Origin of the sequence: Pseudomonas sp. NBB (assembly GCF_032701105.1) — a bacterium.
Taxonomy (GTDB): Bacteria; Pseudomonadota; Gammaproteobacteria; order Pseudomonadales; family Pseudomonadaceae; genus Aquipseudomonas; species Aquipseudomonas asiatica.
The window spans coordinates 1,837,497-1,861,733 of record NZ_CP103994.1 but is presented as its reverse complement, the minus strand read 5'-3'; the positions used below and the strand labels follow the sequence as shown (position 1 = coordinate 1,861,733).

General features: G+C 63.4%; 20 protein-coding genes. 9 read left to right on the top strand and 11 right to left on the bottom strand.

Features of this window, described 5'->3' with window-relative positions; all coding sequences use genetic code 11:
• Positions 1-24 precede the first annotated feature (24 nt).
• Positions 25-369, top strand: a complete 345-nt coding sequence (locus tag NY023_RS08680; protein WP_004376110.1) for a YggL family protein — start codon at positions 25-27, stop codon at positions 367-369.
• A 186-nt stretch (positions 370-555) separates the two neighbouring features.
• Positions 556-2,013: a D-alanyl-D-alanine carboxypeptidase/D-alanyl-D-alanine-endopeptidase gene (gene dacB, locus NY023_RS08675; protein WP_013971678.1), complete on the top strand. Its 1,458-nt coding sequence runs from the start codon at positions 556-558 to the stop codon at positions 2,011-2,013.
• Positions 2,014-2,142: 129 nt separating this feature from the next.
• Here dacB and NY023_RS08670 read toward each other — a convergent pair whose 3' ends face one another.
• Both NY023_RS08670 and rlmKL read right to left on the bottom strand, forming a co-directional pair.
• Complete coding sequence (locus NY023_RS08670) at positions 2,143-4,533, bottom strand: diguanylate cyclase (protein WP_013971677.1); 2,391 nt, start codon at positions 4,531-4,533, stop codon at positions 2,143-2,145.
• 94 nt (positions 4,534-4,627) lie between these two features.
• Positions 4,628-6,820, bottom strand: a complete 2,193-nt coding sequence (rlmKL, locus tag NY023_RS08665) for a bifunctional 23S rRNA (guanine(2069)-N(7))-methyltransferase RlmK/23S rRNA (guanine(2445)-N(2))-methyltransferase RlmL (RefSeq protein WP_013971676.1) — start codon at positions 6,818-6,820, stop codon at positions 4,628-4,630.
• A 561-nt stretch (positions 6,821-7,381) separates the two neighbouring features.
• Between rlmKL and rmf the strand changes: the two genes are divergently transcribed.
• On the top strand, positions 7,382-7,597 hold the full coding sequence (gene rmf / locus NY023_RS08660; RefSeq protein WP_003248687.1) for a ribosome modulation factor: 216 nt from the start codon (positions 7,382-7,384) through the stop codon (positions 7,595-7,597).
• A gap of 218 nt (positions 7,598-7,815) precedes the next feature.
• Here the strand turns inward: rmf and NY023_RS08655 are convergent, their stop codons facing one another.
• Positions 7,816-8,838 carry a quinone-dependent dihydroorotate dehydrogenase gene (locus NY023_RS08655; RefSeq protein WP_013971675.1) on the bottom strand — a complete coding sequence of 341 codons (1,023 nt, stop codon included), beginning with the start codon at positions 8,836-8,838 and terminating at the stop codon, positions 7,816-7,818.
• Between the two features lie 144 nt (positions 8,839-8,982).
• Between NY023_RS08655 and NY023_RS08650 the strand changes: the two genes are divergently transcribed.
• The 5 genes from NY023_RS08650 to cobA all read left to right on the top strand — a co-directional run bounded on the left by NY023_RS08650 (position 8,983) and on the right by cobA (position 14,644).
• Entirely contained in the window at positions 8,983-10,197 is a 1,215-nt protein-coding gene (locus tag NY023_RS08650) for a CmpA/NrtA family ABC transporter substrate-binding protein (protein WP_013971674.1), read from the top strand.
• A gap of 12 nt (positions 10,198-10,209) precedes the next feature.
• Positions 10,210-10,785, top strand: a complete 576-nt coding sequence (locus NY023_RS08645) for an ANTAR domain-containing response regulator (RefSeq protein WP_013971673.1) — start codon at positions 10,210-10,212, stop codon at positions 10,783-10,785.
• Between the two features lie 199 nt (positions 10,786-10,984).
• On the top strand, positions 10,985-12,196 hold the full coding sequence (locus NY023_RS08640; protein ID WP_013971672.1) for a nitrate/nitrite transporter: 1,212 nt from the start codon (positions 10,985-10,987) through the stop codon (positions 12,194-12,196).
• Positions 12,197-12,205: 9 nt separating this feature from the next.
• Positions 12,206-13,876: a bifunctional protein-serine/threonine kinase/phosphatase gene (locus NY023_RS08635; RefSeq protein ID WP_013971671.1), complete on the top strand. Its 1,671-nt coding sequence runs from the start codon at positions 12,206-12,208 to the stop codon at positions 13,874-13,876.
• Between the two features lie 27 nt (positions 13,877-13,903).
• Positions 13,904-14,644 carry a uroporphyrinogen-III C-methyltransferase gene (gene cobA, locus NY023_RS08630; protein WP_013971670.1) on the top strand — a complete coding sequence of 247 codons (741 nt, stop codon included), beginning with the start codon at positions 13,904-13,906 and terminating at the stop codon, positions 14,642-14,644.
• 182 nt (positions 14,645-14,826) lie between these two features.
• Here cobA and NY023_RS08625 read toward each other — a convergent pair whose 3' ends face one another.
• The 8 genes from NY023_RS08625 to ppsA form a co-directional block, all read right to left on the bottom strand.
• A complete protein-coding gene (locus tag NY023_RS08625; protein WP_004376136.1) occupies positions 14,827-15,864 on the bottom strand; it encodes an OmpA family protein in 1,038 nt (345 codons plus the stop codon).
• 111 nt (positions 15,865-15,975) lie between these two features.
• The gene (sigX, locus tag NY023_RS08620) at positions 15,976-16,542 is read right to left on the bottom strand and encodes an RNA polymerase sigma factor SigX (protein ID WP_003248665.1); all 567 of its coding nucleotides are present in this window, start codon (positions 16,540-16,542) and stop codon (positions 15,976-15,978) included.
• A gap of 112 nt (positions 16,543-16,654) precedes the next feature.
• On the bottom strand, positions 16,655-17,479 hold the full coding sequence (locus NY023_RS08615; protein ID WP_004376138.1) for a mechanosensitive ion channel family protein: 825 nt from the start codon (positions 17,477-17,479) through the stop codon (positions 16,655-16,657).
• A 2-nt stretch (positions 17,480-17,481) separates the two neighbouring features.
• A complete protein-coding gene (locus NY023_RS08610) occupies positions 17,482-17,754 on the bottom strand; it encodes a hypothetical protein (RefSeq protein ID WP_004376140.1) in 273 nt (90 codons plus the stop codon).
• Between the two features lie 205 nt (positions 17,755-17,959).
• A complete protein-coding gene (locus tag NY023_RS08605; RefSeq protein ID WP_013971669.1) occupies positions 17,960-18,955 on the bottom strand; it encodes a zinc transporter ZntB in 996 nt (331 codons plus the stop codon).
• A gap of 27 nt (positions 18,956-18,982) precedes the next feature.
• A complete protein-coding gene (gene rraA, locus NY023_RS08600) occupies positions 18,983-19,474 on the bottom strand; it encodes a ribonuclease E activity regulator RraA (RefSeq protein ID WP_013971668.1) in 492 nt (163 codons plus the stop codon).
• Between the two features lie 219 nt (positions 19,475-19,693).
• Entirely contained in the window at positions 19,694-20,686 is a 993-nt protein-coding gene (locus tag NY023_RS08595) for an alpha/beta fold hydrolase (RefSeq protein WP_024086558.1), read from the bottom strand.
• A gap of 102 nt (positions 20,687-20,788) precedes the next feature.
• The gene (gene ppsA / locus NY023_RS08590; protein WP_015269493.1) at positions 20,789-23,164 is read right to left on the bottom strand and encodes a phosphoenolpyruvate synthase; all 2,376 of its coding nucleotides are present in this window, start codon (positions 23,162-23,164) and stop codon (positions 20,789-20,791) included.
• Between the two features lie 177 nt (positions 23,165-23,341).
• Here ppsA and NY023_RS08585 point away from each other — a divergent pair, with 177 nt between their 5' ends.
• On the top strand, positions 23,342-24,160 hold the full coding sequence (locus NY023_RS08585) for a pyruvate, water dikinase regulatory protein (RefSeq protein ID WP_009684026.1): 819 nt from the start codon (positions 23,342-23,344) through the stop codon (positions 24,158-24,160).
• The last annotated feature ends 77 nt before the right edge of the window (positions 24,161-24,237 follow it).

The window sequence follows — 24,237 nt, the reverse complement described above, 5'->3', positions numbered from 1 at the left end:
GTTATTACCTAAGAGGATTGTTTCATGGCCACAAACCGCTCCCGTCGTCTGCGCAAGAAGCTGTGTGTCGACGAGTTTCAGGAATTGGGCTTCGAGCTGAACCTGGAATTCAAGGAAGATCTGGATGACCAGGCAATCGATGCTTTCCTCGACGCGTTCCTGGCAGAAGCCATGGACGCCAATGGCCTGGACTATGTAGGCGGTGACGATTTCGGCCTGGTGTGCTCGGTCAAACGCGGCTCGGTCAGCGAAGAACAGCGTGCAGCCGTTGAAGCCTGGCTCAAAGGCCGTAGCGAACTGACCAAGATCGAGGTCAGCCCGCTGCTGGACGCCTGGTACCCGGAAAAGCCGATCAACAAGGCCGAGTAATACCGGCCCGGCTCGATCGCTGGAAAGGCCACCCTCAGGGGTGGCCTTTTTTATTGGGGGTGCTTTTCCGTCGAACGTGGCGCATCGTCGCTGCGCTTGGGGCATAATGCGTATTCTTTCACCCTGGGGCCATCATTCCTTACAGCCCCAATGCCCTTTTCCCTCGCCGTAGGGTATTTATCGATCATGATCAAAACGCTTCGTCCCCTCGTTCTTGCCGGCCTGCTGTTGCCACTCGCCCTGCCCAGCCAGGCCGCCGCCGTCAACACCACGCTGCCTGCCAAGGTGCAGCAGGCCCTCAAGGCCAACAAGCTGCAGGATTCTGCCCTGTCGCTGGTGATGCTGCCGCTGGACGGCCCCGGCACACCGACCGTGTTCAATGCCGATGTCTCGGTCAACCCGGCCTCGACCATGAAACTGGTCACCACCTACGCCGCCCTCGAACTGCTCGGCCCGACCTTCCAGTGGAAAACCGAGTTCTACACCGACGGCACCCTGAGCAACGGTGTACTCAACGGTAACCTGTACCTCAAAGGTGGCGGCGACCCGAAACTGAACATGGAAAAGCTGTGGCTGCTGATGCGTGACCTGCGCGCCAATGGCGTGCGCACCATCACCGGCGACCTGGTGCTGGACCGCAGCCACTTCGTGCAGCCCAACCTGCCGCAGTTCAACGACGACGGTGGCGATGAGAACAAGCCGTTCCTGGTCAAGCCCGACTCGCTGCTGGTCAACCTCAAGGCCCTGCGTTTCGTGGCCCGCAACGATGGCGGCAAGGTAACCATCGCAGTCGAACCGCCGATTGCCAGCATCCGTATCGACAACCAGGTCAAGGCAGTAGCCTCCAGACAGTGCTCGGGTGACGTGCGCTACAACCCGGTGCAGCAGGCCGATGGCATCAGCGTAACGGTCAGTGGTCAGCTGGGTGACGGCTGCAACTCCCAGACCTATCTGTCGCTGCTCGACCACCAGACCTACGCCGCCGGTGCCGTGCGCGCGATCTGGAACGAGCTGGGTGGCAGCATCCAGGGTGGCGACCGCTTCGAGAACGTGCCCAAGGGCGCTCGCCTGCTGGCCCGAGCCTTCTCGCCAGACCTGGTGGAAGTGATCCGCGACATCAACAAATACAGCAACAACACCATGGCCCAGCAGCTGTTCCTGAGCCTTGGCGCGCAGTTCCGCACCGATGCCGACGGTGACGACGCCCGCGCCGCCCAGCGTGTGGTGCGCCAGTGGCTGGCGAAGAAGGGCATTACCGCGCCGCACCTGGTAATGGAAAACGGTTCCGGCCTGTCGCGTGCCGAACGGGTCAGCACCCGGGAAATGGCCGCGATGCTGCAGGCTGCCTGGAAGAGCCCTTATGCTGCCGAGTTCATGAGCTCGATGCCGCTGGTGGGTATGGATGGCACCATGCGCAAGCGCCTGAAGCGTACCGCCATGACCGGCGAAGGTCACATCAAGACTGGCACGCTGAATACCGTGCGGGCAATTGCAGGCTTCAGCCGCGACAGCAACGGCCATACCTGGGCGGTGGCGGCGATCCTCAACGATCCGAAACCGTGGGGCGCCTCGCAGGTGCTCGACCAGGTGCTGCTGGACCTGTACCGCCAGCCGAAACTGGCCGGCAGTACTGCGGCCAACTGATCGTTAGCCGGTACCGGCCTCTTCGCGGCTAAAGCCGCTCCTACATGTACAGTGCAGGGTTCAAGACTGTGATGTCCCTGTGGGAGCGGCTTTAGCCGCGAACGGGCCGGCATTGGCAACTGAAAGCTGTCAGGCCAACTCCCCCTCCACCCGGTCCCGCCCGGCCTGCTTGGCCGCATACACGCCTGCATCAGCCCGCAACAGCAAGGCATCGGCCCCTTCCCCCGGTCGCCAGCCCGCCACACCAAAACTCGCAGTCACCCTGCCCACGCCTTCCACCGGCACATTGCGCACCCCATGCCACAGTTCCAGCGCCAGCAGCCGCGCCTGCTCGGCATCGCTCCCCGGGCACAGCACCATGAATTCCTCGCCGCCCAACCGGCAGAAAACATCGGTACGGCGCAAACGCTGGCTGATACGCAGGCACAGGCTGCGCAGCACGCGATCGCCGACAGCATGGCCAAAATGGTCGTTGATGCGCTTGAAGTGATCGATATCGAGCATGATGACCGCCAGTGCCTGGCCATCGCGCTGGGCCCGTTCCAGCTCGAGCTTGAGCCGCTCCTGGAAGTAACGGCGATTATGGATGCCGGTCAGTGAATCGGTCACCGACAGCGCGCGCAACTCTTCCTCCACACCCTTGAGGTCGGAGATATCGGTCAGGTAGCCATGCCACAACGTGCAGCCCTGCTCCCCCACCTCCGGTGTCGCCTCGCCACGCACCCAACGCAGCCCGGCACGCGGCAGGCAGACCCGATATTCTTCACGCCAGGGCGACAGGTGTTCGGCCGAGTAACGCACCGAGCGGCGCACGCGCTCGAGGTCATCCGGGTGGATGCGCTCGAACACCGCCGTGGCATCCTCACGCAATTGCTGCAGATCGACTTCGTAGATGTCGTACAGGCCCTTGCTGGCGTACGGAAAACAGGAATGGCCGTTGCCATCCAGGCGGTACTGGTAGATGCCGCCCGGCACCTCGGCACTGAGTTTTTCCAGAAGGCGGTCACGCGCCGCCAGCGCCTCATGCACCCGACGCCGTTCAGTGACATCGATGCAGATCGCCAGGTAACCGATCCATAACCCCTGCTCATCGAGCATGGCGGTGACCAGCATGTTGGCCACCAGTTGGCTGCCATCGGCGCGCAACAAGGTCCACTCCCCCGGCTCGGCTCCATGCTCCTCCACCGTTTCGGCAAACATGGCCTGGCCACCTGCAATCGGCCGGCCGAAACGCAGGCTCAAGGCATGGGCACGCAGGTTCAACTCCTCGGGCAACACCAGGTCCTCCAGGCGCAGCTTGCCGATCGCCTCGCAGGCCGGGTAACCGAGCATGCGCTCGGCACCGGCGTTGAAGGTGCTGACCACGCCCTTGAGGTTGGTGGCGATGATCGCCACCTGGGTTGCGGCATCCAGCACGCTGCGCAGCTGGTTGTGGGTACCACGCAGTGACTGCTCGCTGACCCGCAGCTCGGCGGTACGCTGCTCTACCAGGGCCAAGGCGCGCTGGCGCTGGCTGAACAGGCTGTAGAGCAACACACTGAGCAGCAGGCTCAACAAGCCGCCCAGCAGGCTTACCGCCAGCACCGCGGAGGAGCGGTTGGCGCGCACGAAGGCCAGGCTCGGCCGGATACTCAGCTGGAAGTGGTGGTCAGCCAGGTGCAACAACTGGTTGATGGCCAGCGGCAGAGGTGCAACCGGGTTCTGCGAATCGAACATCACCTCGGGGCCATGCAGCCCGGTGGGGTCGACGATACGCACCACCAGGTTATCGTCTGCCGTAACCGGGCGCCCGTCACTGACCAGTTCCCGCATGCTCAGCAGGGCCATCACATAGCCCATTGCCGCGCCGCGGGGGTTGGCATCGGAAAACACTGGCGCCACCATCAGCAGGCCACGCGCATCCGAGCTGGTATCGAACATGGGTAGTGGCTCGGACACCGCCATGCTGCCGGGCCCCAGCGCCCGCGCCAGTGCCGCCAAGGGCACTTCCTGGCCGGCGAGGTCCAGACCATGGGGCAGCCCGGGCAATTCACCCGACTGGGTATAGAGTACCGGGAAGTAATGGTCGCGCTGGGGGGATGGGTGCCACTGGCCTTGTTCATCCTGGTCGCGGATCACATAACCCGGGCCGAAATGCACACTGGCCTGGCGCTCGAACTCGGCGCGTTGCGCGGCCTCGACACGCGGCGCCCAGGCGTAGGCCAGGGTCCGCTGCAGCAATGGCCGGGCGTAGCCGTCGAACTCGTGTGGGGTGATTTCGTTGGAAAAGCTGAAAAACCGCCGCAGCCCGTCCAGGCGCTGCTGCTGTTCGTCAAACCGCTCGGCGATCCGGCTGAAACGCTCGCTGGCCAGCAGCTCGAAGCGCTGGCGCAGTTGCTGCTTGTAGAAGGTTTGCGTGGCTAACGCCAGGACGGCCGTCAACAGGCCACCCACGACCAGGGCGACCAGGGCCACCGCCCAGGCGGACATTGCCTCTGTGCACAGGCCAAGCAACCGCGCACGCACGCCACCCTTTGACATACACCCATCTCGTCACGTCAGCGTCCTGCGGATTATCTTGCCCTGCCCTCAGTTATAGCCATTGGCCATTAGCCGCGCAATGTACCTCGTCGCCTCAACGAAGCTGCAGACGCCAGGCGCGATGGATACGGTTATTGCGCGCGAAGTCCGGGTCCAGGGTCTGGGCCGTGATCTCCTCCACCGCATAACGCGCCATAAGGTGCTCGTCCAACTGGAACTTGCGGAAGTTGTTGGAGAAATACAGCACGCCACCCGGCGCCAGGCGGGCCATGGCCAGGTCCAGCAGTTGCACGTGGTCACGCTGCACATCGAACACGCCTTCCATGCGCTTGGAGTTGGAGAAGGTCGGCGGGTCGATGAAGATCAGGTCATAGCTGTCGCGGTTGCCTTCCAGCCAGGCCATCACATCGCCTTGCTCCAGGCGGTTGCGCTCGGAGAAGCCATTGAGCGCCAGGTTGCGTCGCGCCCAGTCCAGGTAGGTTTTCGACAGGTCGACGCTGGTGGTGCTGCGCGCGCCGCCCTTGGCCGCATGCACGGTGGCCGTGGCGGTGTAGCAGAACAGGTTGAGGAAGCGCTTGCCGGCTGCTTCGCGCTGGATGCGCATGCGCATCGGGCGATGGTCCAGGAACAGGCCCGTGTCGAGGTAGTCGGTGAGGTTGACCAGCAGCTTTACGCCGCCTTCGTTCACTTCCTGGAAGCGGCCTTCGGTCGCCTGGCGCTCGTACTGGCGCGTGCCGCTCTGCCGCTCGCGACGCTTGAGCACCACACGCTGCGGCGAAATGCCCAGGGCCTGCGGGATGGCGGCCAGCGCATCGAGCAGGCGTGCCTGGGCCTTGTCCGGGTCGACCGAACGTGGCGCGGCGTATTCCTGCACGTGCACCCAATCCTGGTACAGGTCGACCGCCAGGGCATATTCGGGCATGTCGGCATCGTACAGGCGGTAGCAATCGAGCTGTTCGCGGCGGGCCCACTTGCCTAGTTGCTTTAGGTTTTTCTGCAGGCGGTTGGCGAACATCTGCGCCCCTTCCGACAGGCGCGCCGGCTCGCTGGCCGGTGCTGCCTGCTGGCGGGTTTCCGCGCCTTCAGGCTGCGTTTCGCGGCGCTCGCCGGTAACGAACTGGTCGGGCTGCACCTTGAACAGCAGCAGCTTGCACGGCAAGGCGCCGTTCCAGAACGCGTACTGCTTGTGGCTGCGAATGCCCATGCGCTTGCCCAGCTGCGGCGCGCCAGTGAATACCGCCGCCTCCCAGCCCATGCAGGCCTGGCGCAGGCGCTCGCCGAGGTTCTGGTAGAGGTACAGCAGGCTGGCTTCGTCACCCAGGCGCTCGCCATAAGGCGGGTTGCTGATGACCAGGCCTTTCTGGTTCTGGTCCGGGCGCGGCTCGAAGGTGCTGACTTCGCCCTGGTAGATCTTCACCCAGTCGCCCAGGCCGGCACGCTCGACGTTGTTGCGGCCTGGCTGGATCAACCGAGGGTCGGCCTCGTAGCCACGGATCCACAGTGGTGGCTTGGCCAGGCCGGCCTGTGCCCGCGCCTGCGCCTCGTCATGCACCTTGCGCCACAATGCCGGTACGTGGCCGAGCCAGGCACTGAAGCCCCAGCGCTCACGCTTGAGGTTGGGCGCGATATCGGCGGCGATCATCGCCGCTTCGACCAGGAAGGTACCCACACCGCACATCGGGTCGGCCAGCGCGCCACCTTCGGCGGCAATGCGCGGCCAGCCGGCGCGGATGAGTACCGCCGCCGCCAGGTTTTCCTTCAGCGGCGCGGCGCCTTGCTGCAGGCGGTAGCCACGCTGGTGCAGGCTGTGCCCGGAAAGGTCGAGCGAGAGAATGGCTTCGCCACGGTCCAGGCGCAGGTGCACGCGCACATCAGGGTCGATCTTTTCCACCGACGGGCGCAGGCCTTCACGGTTGCGCAGCTTGTCGACGATCGCGTCCTTGACCTTCAACGCACCGAAGTGGGTGTTGTCGATGCCCGAGCCATGGCCGCTGAACTCAACTGCCAGGGTGCCGTCGGCTGCCAGGTGATCGGCCCAGTCGACCGCGTGCACGCCGTCGTAGAGGTCGTCGGCGTTCTTCATGGAGAAGCGCTTGAGTACCAGCAGCACCCGGTTGGCCAAGCGTGACCAAAGGCACAGGCGGTAGGCGGTTTCCATGTCGGCGGCGCCGCGAATGGCCGAAGTGTGCTCGCGCACATCATCCAGGCCGAGGCTCCGCGCCTCTTCGGCAAGCAGGCCTTCCAGGCCTTTGGGGCAAGTGAGGTAAAGTTCGAAACGGTCCGACATGAGTAATCCAGCGCCTTGGGCTATTTGACTGACGGGGCGACGCATCGCCCCGCGATGTTTGCCCGCACACCTTTCCAGCAGACGTGCGGGTGGCCCCTCCCGACACGCGAACGTGCAATGAAAGGCCGGGCCGCCTGACCGATCTGTGCTTGGCCCAGTGGCAAAGACAGCTTAGATCATCAGGCAGTACGAAAAATTCTGGCGATACCAGGGCCGATGTGACCCTTCGTCGCATTTCAAATTATTTCTGTCATGCGCAAGCAACGCTGGCGAAATGACGTCAATGATCGGCAAACCCTGATCATAGCGGGCTCAACGCTAAACAAGGTTGAGTCGCATTTATTTACTTATCCCCTCACCCTTGGAAAGGTTACGTGCTTATGACAAATCGATCATTCACACCGTGACTCGCATTCGATAGAACTGGTCTCAGGCCGCTTCGCAACGAGGTGGCACTTTCAGCTCGCCACGCCGGCAGCGAGCGCATACCGGCAGAAAGACTCTGCCCGGCCTCGGAGAGGCCGACGGGACATTACAGTCAACAAGTGAGGGCAACACCCTATGAGAAGACTTAAGCGTGATCCGTTGGAAAGAGCATATTCACGTGGCTACCAATACGGGGTCACCGGCAAATCCCGCGAACTTTGCCCCTTCAATCTTCCTTCTGTTCGCCAAGCCTGGATCAACGGCTGGCGTGAAGGTCGCGGTGATAACTGGGACGGAATGACTGGCACCGCTGGCATCCATAGACTCAACGAAAATCACGCCGTTGGCTGAACGAGGACACTGAATTCGATTCACCATGCACGCCCTATCCGGGCGGCGGGCGAAGGCCCAGGGGCCCCTTGATGGGGCCCTTTTTTATGCTACTTGGCAAATGTTATCAAATGCACCGGCCCTTTCGCGGGTAAACCCGCTCCCACAGATGCCCTGCTGCCTTCAAGCGCTGTGCAATTCCTGTAGGAGCGGGTTTACCCGCGAATTGGCCTGTCAGGTTACCTGGACATTGCAGCGATAGCGTCCACCGCCTCGCGAATCAGCGCCGGCCCTTTATAGATAAAGCCAGAGTAGATCTGCACCAGGCTCGCCCCGGCAGCGATCTTCTCGGCGGCATGGCGGCCTTCGGTAATGCCGCCAGCGGCAATAATCGGCAGCTTGCCGCCCAGCTCGCCCGCCAGCACCTTGACGATATGGGTGCTCTTCTCCAGCACCGGCGCGCCCGACAGGCCGCCCGCCTCGCCACCGTACGGCAGGCCTTCGACACCTTCACGCCCCAGCGTGGTGTTGGTGGCGATCACCGCATCCATGCCCGACTCCATCAGCGCGGCGGCCACCAGGGCGGTTTCTTCGTCGCTCATGTCCGGGGCAATCTTGATTGCCAGAGGTACGCGCTTGCCATGCGTGCCGGCCAGTTGCTCGCGGCGCACGGCCAGGGCATCGAGCAGTTGCTTGAGCGAATCGCCGAACTGCAGGCTGCGCAGGCCCGGGGTGTTGGGCGAACTGACGTTGACCGTGATGTAACTGGCCTCGGTGTACACCTTGTCCAGGCAGATCAGGTAGTCATCGACGGCACGCTCCACCGGGGTGTCGAAATTCTTGCCGATGTTGATGCCCAGCACACCGTTGTAACGCGCGGCCCGTACCCGGCCGAGCAGGTGATCAACGCCCAGGTTGTTGAAGCCCATGCGGTTGATGATGGCCGTTGCCTCCGGCAGGCGGAACAGCCGCGGCTTGGGGTTGCCCGGCTGTGGACGCGGGGTGACGGTGCCGATTTCGACGAAGCCGAAGCCCAGCTGGGCGAAACCGTCGATGGCCGCGCCGTTCTTGTCCAGGCCGGCCGCCAGGCCCACCGGGTTGGCGAAGTTCAAGCCCATGACCGTAACCGGCAAAGCCGCCGGCTGCTTGCACAGCATGCCGTTGAGACCGAGACGGCCACCGGCACCGATCAGGTCCAGGGACAGGTCGTGGGAGGTTTCCGGGGAAAGCTTGAACAGCAGCTGGCGGGCCAGGGTATACATGGGCAGGCAAGGCTCGGGGTGAATGAGGGGGCGATTATAGCCAGCGTGAGGCCGGCATGACAGCAAATCGTGGGGCTGCTGTCAGATGGCACATCGGTTGCACCGGAAAAGCCCACAGCCTTATCAGTACGGGCGAGGAACCTTGTGAACACTGCACCCCGAGCAACGCCCCTGGCCTGGGTCAACGGCAGCGACGCGCCGGAAAAGCCCAGCCTGAACATCGGCTACATGGCCCTGACCGACTGCGCCTCGGTGGTAGTCGCCGCCACCCAGGGCTTCGCCCAGCAGCACGGCCTTACCCTCAACCTCAAGCGCCAAGGCTCCTGGGCCGGGCTGCGCGACAAGCTGGTCAGCGGCGAACTGGATGCGGCGCACTGCCTGTATGGCCTGGTGTACGCCGTGCACCTGGGCATCGGCGGTGTACCGGCCAGCGCCATGGCCGTGCTCATGGGGCTGAACCAGAACGCCCAGGCCATAAACCTGTCCCCGGCCCTGCAGCGCAAAGGCGTGACCAACCCTGAAGCACTGGCGCGCCTGGTGCACCAGCATGGCGCACGCCTCACCTTCGCCCAAACCTTCCCCACCGGCACCCACGCCATGTGGCTGTATTACTGGCTGGCCAGCCAGGGCATCCACCCATTGCGCGACGTCGACAGCGTGGTGGTACCACCGGCGCAAATGGCTGCGCATATCCAGGCCGGGCGCATCGACGGTTTCTGCGTGGGCGAACCCTGGGCTGCCGATGCAGTGGCCACGGGCCAGGGCTTCACCCTGGCCACCAGCCAGTCGATCTGGCCGGACCACCCGGAAAAGGTCCTGGCCTGCGCCCGCGCCTTTGCCGAGCAATACCCCAACAGCGCCCGCGCGCTGATCAGGGCGGTACTCGCCGCCAGCCGCTTCATCGAGCAAAGCCCGGAAAACCGCCGCAGCACCGCGCAACTGCTCAGCAGCAGCGCCTACCTGGACACTCCGCTGGCAAGTATCGAGCCGCGACTGCTCGGCAGCTACCACGATGGCCTGGGCAACCACTGGCAAGACCCGCACGCCCTGCGCCTGCACGATCACGGCCGGGCCAACCTGCCGTACCTGTCCGACGGCATGTGGTTCATGACCCAGTTCCGCCGCTGGGGCTTGCTGCGCGATGACCCCGACTACCTCGGCGTGGCCCGCCAGGTCCAGCAACTGGCACTGTATGGCGAGGCGGCCCAAAGCCTAGGCGTGGCCTGCCCCGAGCAGCCGATGCGCAGCAGCCTGCTGATCGATGGCAGCCGCTGGGACGGCAGCGACCCCTACGGCTATGCCCGCAGCTTCAGCCTGCATGCCCTGGGCGACCTGCCCGATGCCCGTGTCGGCGCGTGAGGGGGACCATTCATGTTGCGCATCCTGCTGATCGACGACACCCAGAGCAAACTCGGCCGCCTCAAGGCGGCCTTGAGCGAGGCCGGCTTCGAGGTCATCGAAGCCCCAGGCCTGACCATCGACCTGCCCGCCTGCGTCGAAACGGTGCGCCCGGACGTGGTGCTTATCGATACCGACTCACCGGACCGCGATGTGATGGAACAGGTGGTCCTGGTCAGCCGTGACCAGCCACGGCCAATCGTGCTGTTCACCGACGAGCATGATCCCGGGGTGATGCGCCAGGCGATCCAGGCAGGGGTCAGCGCCTACATCGTCGAAGGCATTCATGCCGCGCGGCTGCAACCGATCCTGGACGTGGCCATGGCCCGCTTCGAAAGCGACCAGGCGCTGAAGGCACAGCTGCTTGCGCGCGACCAGCAACTGGCTGAACGCAAGCGCATCGAGCAGGCCAAGGGTTTGCTGATGAAGATGAAGGACTGCAACGAAGAACAGGCCTACACCCTGATGCGCCGACAGGCCATGAGCCGGCAGCAGAAGCTGATCCAGGTGGCCGAGCAGATCATTGCCATGCACGAGATGCTGGGCTGACGCCTCGTTCAAAACCTCCCACATAACCCGAGTCAACCCACGGTCCGAGTTGGCCCATCTCTTGCTGAACAAATATCACCGGTAGCCAACGGCGGTTGCCCCACTTAATCCCCGACAAAGACGTCGCTCTCTCCTCCACGCACGTGGAGCGGGTAGCGGCGTCTTTTTCGTTCCGTTGCATTGCCGAGTGAGGTGTTCGATGAGTACCAGCTTCTGGAAATCCGGGCATGTGCCCACGCTGTTCGCCGCGTTCCTGTACTTCGACCTCAGCTTCATGGTCTGGTACCTGCTTGGCCCATTGGCGGTGCAGATTGCCGCCGATCTGCAGCTGAGTGCACAACAACGGGGCCTGATGGTGGCCACGCCGATCCTGGCCGGGGCGATCCTGCGCTTCGCCATGGGCGTGCTGGTTGACCGCCTGTCACCCAAGACCGCGGGGCTGATCGGCCAAGTGGTGGTCATCGTCGCCCTCGCCGCTGCCTGGCACCTGGGCGTGCACAGCTATGAACAAGCGCTGCTGCTGGGCGTGTTCCTCGGCTTTGCCGGCGCTTCGTTCGCCGTGTCACTGCCGCTGGCCTCGCAATGGTACCCGCCACAGCACCAAGGCAAAGCCATGGGCATTGCAGGTGCCGGCAACTCCGGCACAGTGTTCGCCGCCCTGCTGGCCCCCGCGCTGGCTGCGGGCTTTGGCTGGAACAACGTGTTCGGCTTCGCACTGATCCCGCTGTCGCTGGCCCTGTTGGTGTTCGCCCTGCTGGCACGCAATGCTCCGCAGCGGCCCAAGCCAAAAGCCATGGCCGATTACCTCAAGGCCCTGGGCGACCGTGACAGCTGGTGGTTCATGTTCTTCTACAGCGTCACCTTCGGCGGCTTCATCGGCCTGGCCAGCGCCCTGCCCGGCTATTTCAGTGACCAGTATGGCCTGAGCCCGGTCACCGCTGGCTACTACACCGCTGCCTGCGTGTTCGCCGGCAGCCTGATGCGCCCACTTGGCGGCGCCTTGGCTGACCGCTTCGGCGGCATCCGCACCCTGCTGGGCATGTATAGCGTGGCGGCCATCTGCATCGCCGCAGTCGGCTTCAACCTGCCAAGCGCCGCCGCCGCACTGGCCCTGTTCGTCAGCGCCATGCTCGGCCTGGGAGCCGGCAATGGCGCGGTGTTCCAACTGGTACCGCAACGCTTCCGCCAGGAGATCGGCGTGATGACCGGGCTGATCGGCATGGCCGGCGGCATCGGGGGCTTCCTGCTGGCCGCCGGGCTTGGCACCATCAAGCAGCACACCGGTGACTACCAGCTGGGGCTGTGGCTGTTCGCCAGCCTGGGCTTGCTGGCCTGGTTCGGCCTGCACGGCGTGAAACAGCGCTGGCGCACCACCTGGGGCTCGGCTGCGGTTACCGCGGCACGGGTCTGAGGCACAGCCATGAGCCTGCAACTGAACTTTGCCCAGGCCAGCGCCACCGGGCCGCGCGAGGAAAACCAGGACGCCCTGCGCCTGGTTACCCCGGCGCCGGAGCTGGCCGCCAGCAAAGGCTACCTGTTCGCCCTCGCCGACGGCGTCAGCCAATGTGCCGATGGCGGCCTGGCAGCCCGTGCCAGCCTGCAGGCGCTGGCCCTGGACTATTACGCCACCCCCGCGACCTGGAGCGTGGCCCAGGCACTGGACCGCCTGCTGCTGGCGCAAAACCGCTGGCTGCGCGCCCAAGGCAGTGGCCAGCCACTGCTGACCACCCTCAGCGCGCTGGTGCTGCGCGGCCGACGCTTTACCCTGGCCCACGTGGGTGACTGTCGCGTGTACCGCTGGCACGCCGGGCGCCTGCAATGCCTGAGCGAAGACCATGTATGGGACCAGCCCGGCATGCAGCATGTGCTGAAGCGCGCGCTGGGCCTGGACCAGCACCTGCTGGTGGATTATCTGGAAGGTGAGCTGCAGCCGGGCGAGAGTTTCCTGTTGTTGAGCGATGGCGTATGGGCCAGCCTGGGCGACCAGCACATCCAGGCGGTGCTACGCGAGCAACCCGACCTGCAACTGGCCGTCGATACCCTGGTCGCCAGCGCGCACCTGAACGGCAGCCAGGACAACGCCAGTGCCTTGCTGGTGCAGGTCGAGCAATTGGGCACTGCCAACCTGGGCGACACCCTGGCGCAACTGCAGCAATGGCCGGTGCCCGGCCCGTTGCGTGAAGGCCAGGTAATCGATGGCTGGCAAGCCGAAAAGCTGCTTTCGCAAAGCCGCCAGTCGCTGCTGTACCGGGTGCGCGATAGTCAGGGCCGAGCCTGGCTGCTGAAGACACTGCCACCCGCGCGCGAGCAGGAGCCCGGCGCGGCGCAAGGGCTGTTGCTGGAGGAATGGTTCCTGCGCCGGGTCGCTGGCCGGCACTTTCCCGAGCTGCACACCGCCAGCCAGCGCCAGCACCTGTACTACGTGATGCGCGAATACCCCGGCCAGAGCCTGGCGGCGCTGCTGGCCGAGCATGGCCCGCTGCCCATACCGCAGTGGCTGGAGCTGGCTCGGCAACTGCTGCAGGCGGTCGGCGTATTGCACCGGCGCAACCTGCTGCACCGCGACATCAAGCCAGAGAACCTGCACCTGGGCAGCGATGGGCAGCTGCGCCTGCTGGACTTCGGCCTGGCCTACTGCCCGGGCTTGTCCGAAGACCCGCTGCACGAGTTGCCGGGCACACCGTCATACATTGCCCCGGAAGCGTTCGACGGCCAACCGCCCAGCCCACGCCAGGACCTGTATGCCGTGGGTGTGACGTTGTATCACCTGCTGACCGGGCATTACCCCTACGGCGAGGTGGAGGCCTTCCAGCGCCCACGCTTCGGCCAGCCGGTCAACGCCGCGCGCTACCGCCCTGACCTGCCGGAATGGCTGCAGCACAACCTGCAGCAGGCACTGGCAGCCGACCCGGCGCAGCGCTTCGAAACCGCCGAACACTGGCTACTGCTACTCGAACGTGGCGACCGCCAGGAACTGCCCACCCGGCCACGGCCGTTGCTGGAGCGCGAACCGTTGAAGGTCTGGCGCACCCTGGCCCTGCTGTCCTTGCTGTTCAACCTGATTTTGCTGCTCACCCTGCTCAAGGGCTGAACGCACCTTGCCGATGAGGAAACCCTGATGAATGCGAAAGTCTGGCTGGTTGGTGCTGGCCCTGGTGATCCGGAGCTGCTCACTCTCAAGGCTGTACGCGCCTTGCAGCAAGCCGCTGTGGTGATGATCGACGACCTGGTCAACCCGGCGGTGCTGGAGCACTGCCCACAGGCCCGTGTGATTGCCGTGGGCAAACGCGGCGGCTGCCGCTCCACGCCGCAGGCGTTCATCCAGCGCCTGATGCTGCGCCATGCGCGGCAAGGGCGCTGCGTGGTGCGGCTCAAGGGCGGCGACCCGTGCATCTTCGGCCGCGGCGGTGAAGAGGCGCTGTGGTTGCAGGGGCATGGTATCGAGGTGGAAGTGGTCAACGGCATCACCGCCGGCCTGGCTGGCGCCACGCAATGCGGAATTTCCCTGACCTCACGGGGCGTGAGCCGTGGCGTGACGCTGGTCACGGCCCATACCCAGGACGACAGCGAACTGAACTGGACGGCCTTGGCCCAGGGCGGGACGACGCTGGTGGTGTACATGGGCGTGGCCAGGCTGGAGCAGGTGCGCCAAGGGTTACTGGACGGGGGCATGGCACCGGCGACGCCGGTGGCGATGATCGAGAATGCCTCGTTGCCGCAACAGCGGGAATGCAGGAGCGATGTGCGGGGGATGGTCGAGGAGGCGCGGGGGTTTGGCTTGCGTAGCCCGGCGATTTTGGTGATTGGAGAGGTGGTTGGGGAACAGGTGGTTCAGGAATTGGTGGCAATTGCTGGATGATGCGCTGCCTGCGCCGGCCCTTTCGCGGGTAAACCCGCTCCCACAGGGATTGTGCATGAGCTGAAGGGTGCGGCGAACCTGTGGGAGCGGGTTTACCCGCGAAAGGGCCGGCACACACCACACAAATCCCAGGCAAAGAAAAACCCGGCCGAGGCCGGGTTTTTCATGAAGCTTCAAACCAATTACTTGGCCTGGGCTTCTACCTGAGCTTCAACGCGACGGTTGACAGCGCGGCCTTCTTCGGTGGCGTTGTCGGCAACCGGACGGGTTTCGCCGTAGCCAACCGAATCAACACGGCTGGATTCTACGCCGTACTGCTGGGTCAGGACCTGCTTGACAGCGTTGGCACGACGCTCGGACAGCTTCTGGTTGTAAGCGTCTGGGCCGACGGAGTCAGTGTGACCTTCCACGGTGGTGGTGGTCTGTGGGTACTGCTTCATGAAGTCAGCCAGGTTCTTGATGTCGCCGTAGCTGTTTGGCTTGACGACCGACTTGTCGAAGTCGAACTTGACATCCAGCTCAACGCGAACGACTTCGGCAACAGCCGGGCAGCCATCAGCGTCAACGGTAACGTTGGCCGGGGTGTCAGGGCACTTGTCGACGTTGTCGCAAACGCCGTCGTTATCGGAGTCGGAGCACACTTCGGCAACTGGGGCCGGAGCGACTTCAGCTTGCTTCGGGCTACCGCCGAAGTTCAGACCAACACCAACGGTCGGGCCCCACTCGGTGTTGCCGTTGTCGATGTTGTACATGGCTTCTACGCCAGCACGGGCGAAGAACATGTCGGTGATGTACCACTTGGCGCCAGCGCCAACGTTGGCGAAGGTGGAGTGGTCGCGGCCGCTACGAGTGGCCTGGCCCAGGCTCTCGTGAGCGAAACCGGCGGAAACGTACGGACGCAGAGCGTCGCCGACGGTACCGAAGTGGTAGGTAGCGTCGAGCTTGGCCTTGGAACCTTTGATGTCTTTGTTGAAGACTTCACCACGAGCGTTGTGGGTCTCGTTGTAGCCGAGGTCCAGGGAAACGTCGTCGGTCAGGAAGTAGCCCAGGCGAACACCAGGATTGGTGCCGTCGTTCTTGAAGTTACGTTCGCTGTCGTAGTACTGCTTGGTAACGTTGCCTTCGATTTCCACAGCGCCTTGGCCTTGAGCCAGAACGCCGAACGAAGTAGCAGCGACGAGCGAGCCAATGGCCAAGCCCAAGGTGTTTTTCAATTTCATCCGTTAAATCCCCATCTGGTGATAGTTAAGCAGTCCCACCACAAACAAGGGGGACAACTCGACGGCAAGTCTAGCAGAACTCGCCGGTTCGTTAGAGATATTTGCACGCCACTAAGTTTCATCGAGGCCGGCAAATTTCTCCCGAAGCTTGTCTAGCGCGCGCTTGTAGCGCATTTTTGTCGCGCTCAGGCCCATGTGCATGATGTCGGCAATTTCCTGAAATTCCAGCTCTGCGACAAAACGCAGCACCAGGATTTCCCGGTCAATCGGGTTCACATGCACCAGCCACTTGTCCAGCCCGCCTTTTTCTTCCGGCTTCGGAGCCTTGTCTTCGGACGCCTCTTCGACAGGGTCCAGACTCAAGGCATCCATCAGCCGACGTTTACGGCGCTCCTTGCGGTACTGGGTAATGCATTCGTTGTAGGTGATGCTGTAGAGCCAGGTCTTGAACTTGGACTTACCCTCGAAGTTCTTCAGCCCGTACAGCACTTTCAACATGACTTCCTGACAGACATCGTCCGCGTCACGGTCGTTCCCCAGATAACGTGCACAGACGTTGAACAGGGTCCGTTGGTAGCGCCGCATGAGCTCCTCATAGGCGCGGGTAACGTGGTACAGCTCTTCATGCGAACGCGCCACCAACTCTTCGTCGGTGAGCTCGCGGGGGTCATAACGCATGGGCGGCGAATGAACTTTATTCAAAACGGATCTGGCCGACAGTCAGGTCAATGTCGCCGCGCGACCCCGTGGGTCGATTTTCGCGGCGGCATACATTAACAGCTTTGTGCGGTTAGCGGCTATTGACTCGCTGTTCAAGCAACTCGCGATTGGACAGCGACACCAGTTCGCCATCATCGGTCAGCAGCGTCGTCTTGACCGTACCGATTTCCTCGATGTGCCCTTCGACCTCTCCAATTCGCACCTGCTGGCCCACCTGATAAAGTTCGCGCACGTAGATGCCGGCGAGGATTTGCCCGGCGATTTCGCGGCTACCGAGGCCCATTGCCAACGCAACGGCCAGACCAACGGTAATCAGCCCGATCACGATCACATGGTTCAGCAGGTCGGTTTTCACCTCCAGCTGGCTGATGGCCACCGAGATGCTGATGATGATCACCAGGCCTTGGGTGATACGGCCCAGGCCTGCCGAGTATTCCAGGCCGATGCCTTCGGCAGCGCCGCGTACCAGGCCGTTGGCCACCTGGGCCAGCAGCACGCCGGCCAGCAGCACCAGGGCTGCGCCGAACACCTTCGGCAGGTAAAGGGCAAGCATGTCGAGGGTTGCCGAAACCCGCTCCAGGCCCAGCGACTCTGCGGCCGAGACCAGGAAGATGAGCAGCACGAACCAGTAGACGATCTTGCCGATCAGGGTGGAGATGGGTACCTGGATGCCGACCCGGCCGAGCATCTTGGTCAGGCCGGTGCCGGCCATCAGGCGGTCCAGGCCGAACTTGGCCAGCAGTTTGGACAGCAGCGTGTCGAGCAGCTTGGCCACCACGAAACCGAGCAGCACCACGACCAGCGCGCCGAACAGGTTGGGGATGAAGTTCGCTACCTTGGTCCAAAGGGCAGTCATGGCGGTGACCAGGCTCTGGGTCCAGAGATCGAGTTCCATATTCAATCGGCCTTATCTGCTTTGCTGCCGTTGGCAGCGTTGCGGGAAGAGTGTCGACGCACCGGCGCAACATGCGCCGCGCCATTGTTCACGGCGATCAGCAGCGCCTGGCTCCAGCGGCCAAGCAGGCTGAACAGATCGCCCGCGCCAACCTGGCGGTTGGCGGTTTTCAGCACGCGACCCAGGCAAGCGGCGTCGTCCCGGTCGTCCCGGTCATTGCCGGAGGGGGACGCCTTGAGCAGGTCGCGCAGGGATTCTTCAAACGGATCGTGCATGGGCACCTCGCGCAGTGTCAGTCAGAGACGAGATGGCCGGACGATGGGTCACACATCGCATTGGGACGAGTGTTTCAAAATGAATGCGCGTCGGCTTCTTCGCGGGCACGCCCGCTCCCACAGGGATCTCACAGAACCTGAAGGCTGTGGTGTCCCTGTGGGAGCGGGCGTGCCCGCGAAGAGGCCAGAGCAGGTCAATCGACATCTATACCCACCGCAACCGCCGAAACAGCCACCACTGCCCCACCGCCAGCCCCAGCACGACGATGCAGGCGAACAGGAAACCATAGGGGTTTTCCGCCCCGGGGATGCCGCCGACATTGATGCCCAGCAGCCCGGTGATGAAGCTCATGGGCAGGAAGATGCAGGTGATGATGCCGAAGCGGTACATGGTGCGGTTCATGCGCTCGCTACGCCGGCGATCCTGGCTTTCCAGCACCAGCGCGGCACGTTCGCGGGTCAGTTCCAGCTCTTCGAGGTAGCGGATGAGGCTGTTGTTCAGCTCGTTCCAGTAATCGGCATCGGCATCGGCGAACCAGCTCCATTTGCTGCGCGACAACTGGGCGTAGATTTCCCGCTGCGGGGCAAGAAAACGCCGCAGACCGGCGGCACGCCGGCGGATCTGCTGCAGGCTGCCGTTCTCCGGGGTATACCGTTCGTCGGATTCAACCTTTTCTTCCTCAATGTCGGCCAGTTCGGACAGGTCGCTGACCAGACCCTGAACCTTTTCGGTGAGCAGTTCGCCCATCAGCAGCAACAGCTCGGAAGCCGATTTCGGGCCCCTGCCCTCTTCGAGCTGCTGGAGAATCTCGTCACTGGCGCGCAACGGCCGCAGGCGCAGCGAGATGACCCGCTGCGCCTCGGCAAAGATACGCACCGAGACCATGTCTTCCGGCTCTGCACCCGGGTTGAGGTTGACCCCACGCAGGAACAGCAACAACTGCTCATCGGCCATGGGCAGCAGGCGCGGCCGGGTGTTTTCTTCCAGCAGCAGCTCGCAGGCGAACGCGCTCAGGCCGCTGTCGTGCAGCAGCCAGGTGCGGGTTTGCGGATGGCTGCGATCCCAGTGCAGCCACAGGCTTTGCTCGGGTTGCAGCTGCAGGTCGTCCAGCTCGGTACGGGCAATCGAGCGCGCGCCACCTTTGCCATCGAGCACCAGGGCGTGCACCAGCCCCCACTGCGCGTTGTCTTCCTCGAACATCAAAGCTCCATCAGCGCGGGCGGCGCCTTACTCAGGCATTTTCAACGGGCTTGGCGAGACCAGCACGCCATTGTTGTCGGCATACACATACTCGCCCGGGCGGAAGGTCACCCCGGCGAAGGTCACTGGCACGTTGAGGTCGCCGATGCCGCGCTTGTCGGTCTTCATCGGGTGGCTGGCCAGGGCCTGCACGCCGACGTCGGTCTGGATCAGCACGTCGACGTCACGCACGCAGCCGTAGATCACCAGGCCTTCCCAACCGTTCCTGGCAGCCTTCTCGGCGAGCATGTCGCCGAGCAGTGCGCGGCGCAGCGAGCCACCACCATCGACGACCAGGACCTTGCCCTTGCCATCGAGCTCGACCTGCTCCTTGACCAGCGAGTTGTCTTCGAAGCACTTGATGGTGACGATCTGGCCACCGAACGAATCGCGGCCGCCGAAATTGCTGAACATCGGTTCCAGCACCTGCACCAGGTCCGGGTAGGCATCACACAGGTCGGGCGTAACGTAATGCTGCATGGGAAGCTCCTGTCAGTCACAACGAAAGCGGGTATCGGCCAAGGCTACACCGTAGAGCCCATTGCAGTCATCCGGGACCAAGCAGTCAGTTGTGTTTTGCCTGTACCGGCCCTTTCGCGAGTAAACCCGCTCCCACAGGGTTTTCACTGCACCCGAGCCCTGTGCAATTCCTGTGGGAGCGGGTTTACCCGCGAAGAGGCCAGCACAGGCGCAACCCATTCAACCGACGGGCACAGGCTCCGCCACCACCGTGGATTCATGCACAGGCACCAGCGGATCCCGCAGCCAACGCTCCACCAGCGGCCACACCTGCACCTGCGCGGCCTTGCTCACCAGCATGTCGACATGCCCGAAAGCGTCGAAGCCTTCCTCGAGCCCCAGCCGCAGAAACTGCTTGCGCTCACCGCCGAATTGCTCGAACAGCTTGCGGCAGGCCCACACCGGGTCCTGGAAGTCCCCCGCACCAGCCACGGCCAGCAGCGGCACATCCACCTTGGCCAGCCCCGCCCACCAGTCGCTCTGCTTGTCGCCAAAGCGCCCGAACAGGCCATGCCAGCGCATGCTTTCCAGGGCCAGGCCGATCGGCTCATCCTCCGGCCCACGTTTGAAACGCGGCCCGGAAATCTGCCCCCAGCGCTTGAGCAGCAGCTTGGCCCCCCAGGCCAGCGGTGGCACCTTCAGCGGCCAGTACACGCGGCTGATCTGGGTACCGAACAGCGCCACGCTGGCCACCTGTTCGGCAGCCAGAAAACCACCGCCCAGCGCTGCCGCCAGGGTCGTGCCGCCCAGGGAATGGCCGACCCAGTGCGGCGTCTGGCCCGACTGCTCGCGCACGAACGCTGCAATCAGCGGCAGGTCATCGCGGGCATAGGCGGCAACGCTGTTGTGCTTCCAGTCATGGTTGCGCGGCGACAGGCCATGGCCGCGCATTTCCGGGATCCACACATCGAAGCCGGCGCGGGCGAGATAGGCGCCCAGGCCAACCCCTTTGGGGGAATACCAGAAGCGGCGGTTGGAGAAGCTGCCGTGCAGGAGAATGACCGGTACGCCCTGGGCCTGGCCCTGATCGGCCAGCCCCAGGCGGGTGACAGCCAGCTCGACGCTGGGGTCAGGGCTGTTGCCGGCCTTGATCCGGTACACATCTTCGCTGAGGTCGCCGCGGCGTTCGGCACTGAGCAGGGCCACGGGGAATAGAGTGCTGCTGCTTTGCATAAGGTTGCTTGGTGCACAAAAAAGGGCGGGATCCATTGCTGGAGCTCGCCCTGGAAAAAACCAGGCGGGGGTACGCCAGACGTACCCCCGCGTTTTACTGCATCAGACCGCGCCCTGGCCTTCAGCCAGGTAGAACCAGGTTTCGAGTACCGAGTCCGGGTTCAGCGACACGCTGTCGATACCCTGCTCCATCAGCCACTTGGCCAGGTCCGGGTGGTCCGACGGGCCCTGACCGCAGATGCCGATGTACTTGCCAGCCTTGTTGCACGCGGCAATGGCGTTGGCCAGCAGCTTCTTCACCGCAGGGTTACGCTCGTCGAACAGGTGGGCGATGATGCCCGAGTCACGGTCCAGGCCCAGGGTCAGCTGGGTCAGGTCGTTGGAGCCGATCGAGAAGCCGTCGAAGTACTCCAGGAACTCTTCGGCGAGGATGGCGTTGGACGGCAGTTCGCACATCATGATCACGCGCAGGCCGTTGTCGCCACGGGCCAGGCCGTTTTCGGCAAGCAGGTCGACAACCTGGCTGGCTTCACCCAGGGTACGCACGAACGGCACCATGATCTCGACGTTGGTCAGGCCCATCTCGTTGCGCACGCGCTTGAGCGCACGGCACTCGAGCTCGAAGCAGTCACGGAACGATTCGCTGATGTAGCGCGAAGCGCCACGGAAGCCGAGCATCGGGTTTTCTTCTTCCGGCTCGTACAGCTTGCCGCCGATCAGGTTGGCGTACTCGTTGGACTTGAAGTCCGACAGGCGCACAATGACCTTTTTCGGGTAGAAGGCCGCAGCCAGGGTGCTGATGCCCTCGACCAGCTTCTCGACATAGAAGCCTACCGGGTCGTTGTAGCCGGCGATGCGCTTGTCGACGCTGTCCTTCAGATCGGCTGGCAGGCCGGCATAGTTCAGCAGCGCCTTGGGGTGCACGCCGATCATGCGGTTGATGATGAACTCCAGGCGCGCCAGGCCGACACCGGCGTTGGGCAGCTGGGCGAAATCGAAGGCACGGTCCGGGTTGCCGACGTTCATCATGATCTTGAATGGCAGGTCGGGCATGGCGTCGACCGAGTTCTGCTTCACATCGAAGCCCAGCTCGCCCTCGAAGATGAAACCGGTATCGCCTTCGGCACAGGACACAGTCACACCCTGGCCGTCTTTCAGCACCTGGGTGGCGTTGCCGCAACCGACCACGGCCGGAATGCCCAGCTCACGGGCGATGATCGCCGCGTGGCAGGTACGCCCGCCACGGTTGGTGACGATGGCGCTGGCGCGTTTCATCACCGGTTCCCAGTCCGGGTCGGTCATGTCGGAGACCAGTACATCGCCCGGCTGGACCTTGTCCATTTCCGATACGTCGTTGATCACGCGGACCTTGCCGGCGCCGATGCGCTGGCCAATGGCGCGGCCTTCGACCAGAACGGTGCCCTTCTCTTTCAGCAGGTAGCGTTCCATGACGTTGGCGCTGGAGCGGCTCTTCACCGTCTCGGGGCGCGCCTGGACGATATACAGCTTGCCGTCGTCACCGTCCTTGGCCCATTCGATGTCCATCGGGCGCTGGTAGTGCTGCTCGATGATCATGGCCTGCTTGGCCAGCTCGCTGACCTCGGCATCGGTCAGGCAGAAGCGCGCGCGCTCGGCGCGGTCCACTTCGACGGTCTTGACCGAACGGCCGGCCTTGGCTTCTTCGCCATAGACCATCTTGATCGCCTTGCTGCCCAGGTTGCGGCGCAGGATGGCCGGGCGGCCTGCCTGCAGGGTGTTTTTGTGCACGTAGAATTCGTCAGGGTTGACCGCACCCTGCACCACGGTTTCGCCCAGGCCGTAGGCGCCGGTGATGAACACCACGTCGCGGAAGCCCGACTCGGTGTCGAGGGTGAACATGACGCCGGCGGTGCCGGTTTCGGAGCGGACCATGCGCTGCACGCCGGCGGACAGGGCCACCAGCTTGTGGTCGAAGCCCTGGTGCACGCGGTAGGCGATGGCACGGTCGTTGAAAAGCGAGGCGAACACTTCCTTGGCCGCGCGGATCACGTTGTCGACGCCGCGGATGTTGAGGAAGGTTTCCTGTTGGCCGGCGAACGAGGCGTCCGGCAGGTCTTCGGCGGTGGCCGAGGAACGCACGGCAACGGCCATGTTGTCGTTGCCGGCAGCCATTTCGGCGAAGGCCGTACGGATTTCCGAATCCAGACGTGCCGGGAAGTCGGCTTCCATGACCCACTGGCGAATCTGCGCGCCGGTCTTGGTCAGGGCGTTGATGTCATCCACGTCGAGTGCGTCGAGCGCGGCGTGGATACGGTCGTTGAGACCACTCTGTTCGAGAAAATCGCGGTACGCCTGCGCCGTAGTGGCAAAGCCGCCCGGCACCGATACACCAGCACCTGCGAGGTTGCTGATCATCTCGCCCAGGGATGCGTTCTTGCCCCCCACATGCTCCACATCATGGACGCCGAGCTTATCGAGGGAAACTACGTACTCTACCAAGGTGATCTCTCCACTAACTGTGTTGGAAAAGCTCAATGGCGCCCGCCTGCCTTCATTGACTTGGCCGGACGCTTGTGGCCTGTACCTGGAAAATAAGTGAGAATGCCGACAGCCGCATTCGGCAAACCGAACTTATCATATCCAAGAAACGTCATCAGCTTAAGGCCCAGATCGCAAATGAAACGAACCGCGTTCTTCATCTCCGACGGCACCGGCATTACCGCCGAAACCCTGGGCCAGAGTCTGCTCGCTCAATTCGAGAGCATTCCGTTCAATAAATTCACCCGTCCCTACATCGATTCGCCGGAAAAGGCGCGGACCATGGTCCAGCAAATCAACGCTGCGGCCGAGCGCGATGGTGTACGCCCGATCATCTTCGATACCATCGTCAATCAGGACATCCGTGAGATCCTGGCTACCTCGAATGGCTTCATGATCGACATCTTTTCTTCGTTTTTGTCCCCGCTCGAACAGGAATTGACTGCCCATTCGTCGTATTCGGTCGGCAAATCGCACTCTATCGGCGGCAATTCCAACTACATGGAACGCATCGAGGCGGTGAATTTCGCCCTGGACAATGACGATGGCGCACGCACCCACTACTACGACAAGGCCGACCTGATCCTGGTAGGTGTATCGCGCTGCGGCAAGACCCCCACCTGCCTGTACATGGCCATGCAGTTCGGCATCCGCGCCGCCAACTACCCGCTGACCGAGGACGACATGGAGCGCCTGCAGCTGCCGGCGGTGCTGAAAAAGCACCACAACAAGCTGTTCGGCCTGACCATCGACCCCGACCGCCTCACCGCCATCCGCCACGAGCGCAAACCCAACAGCCGCTATTCCAGCTTTGCCCAGTGCGAGTTCGAAGTGCGAGAAGTGGAGAGCCTGTTCCGCCGGGAGAACATTCCCAACATCAATTCCACGCATTTTTCGGTGGAAGAGATTTCGGCGAAGATTCTGGTGGAGAAAGGGGTGGAGCGCAGGTTCAAATAAGCCTGTACCGGCCTCTTCGCGGGTAAACCCGCTCCTACAGGGGCCTCACTTCGCTCAAGCCTTGTGATAGCAGCACT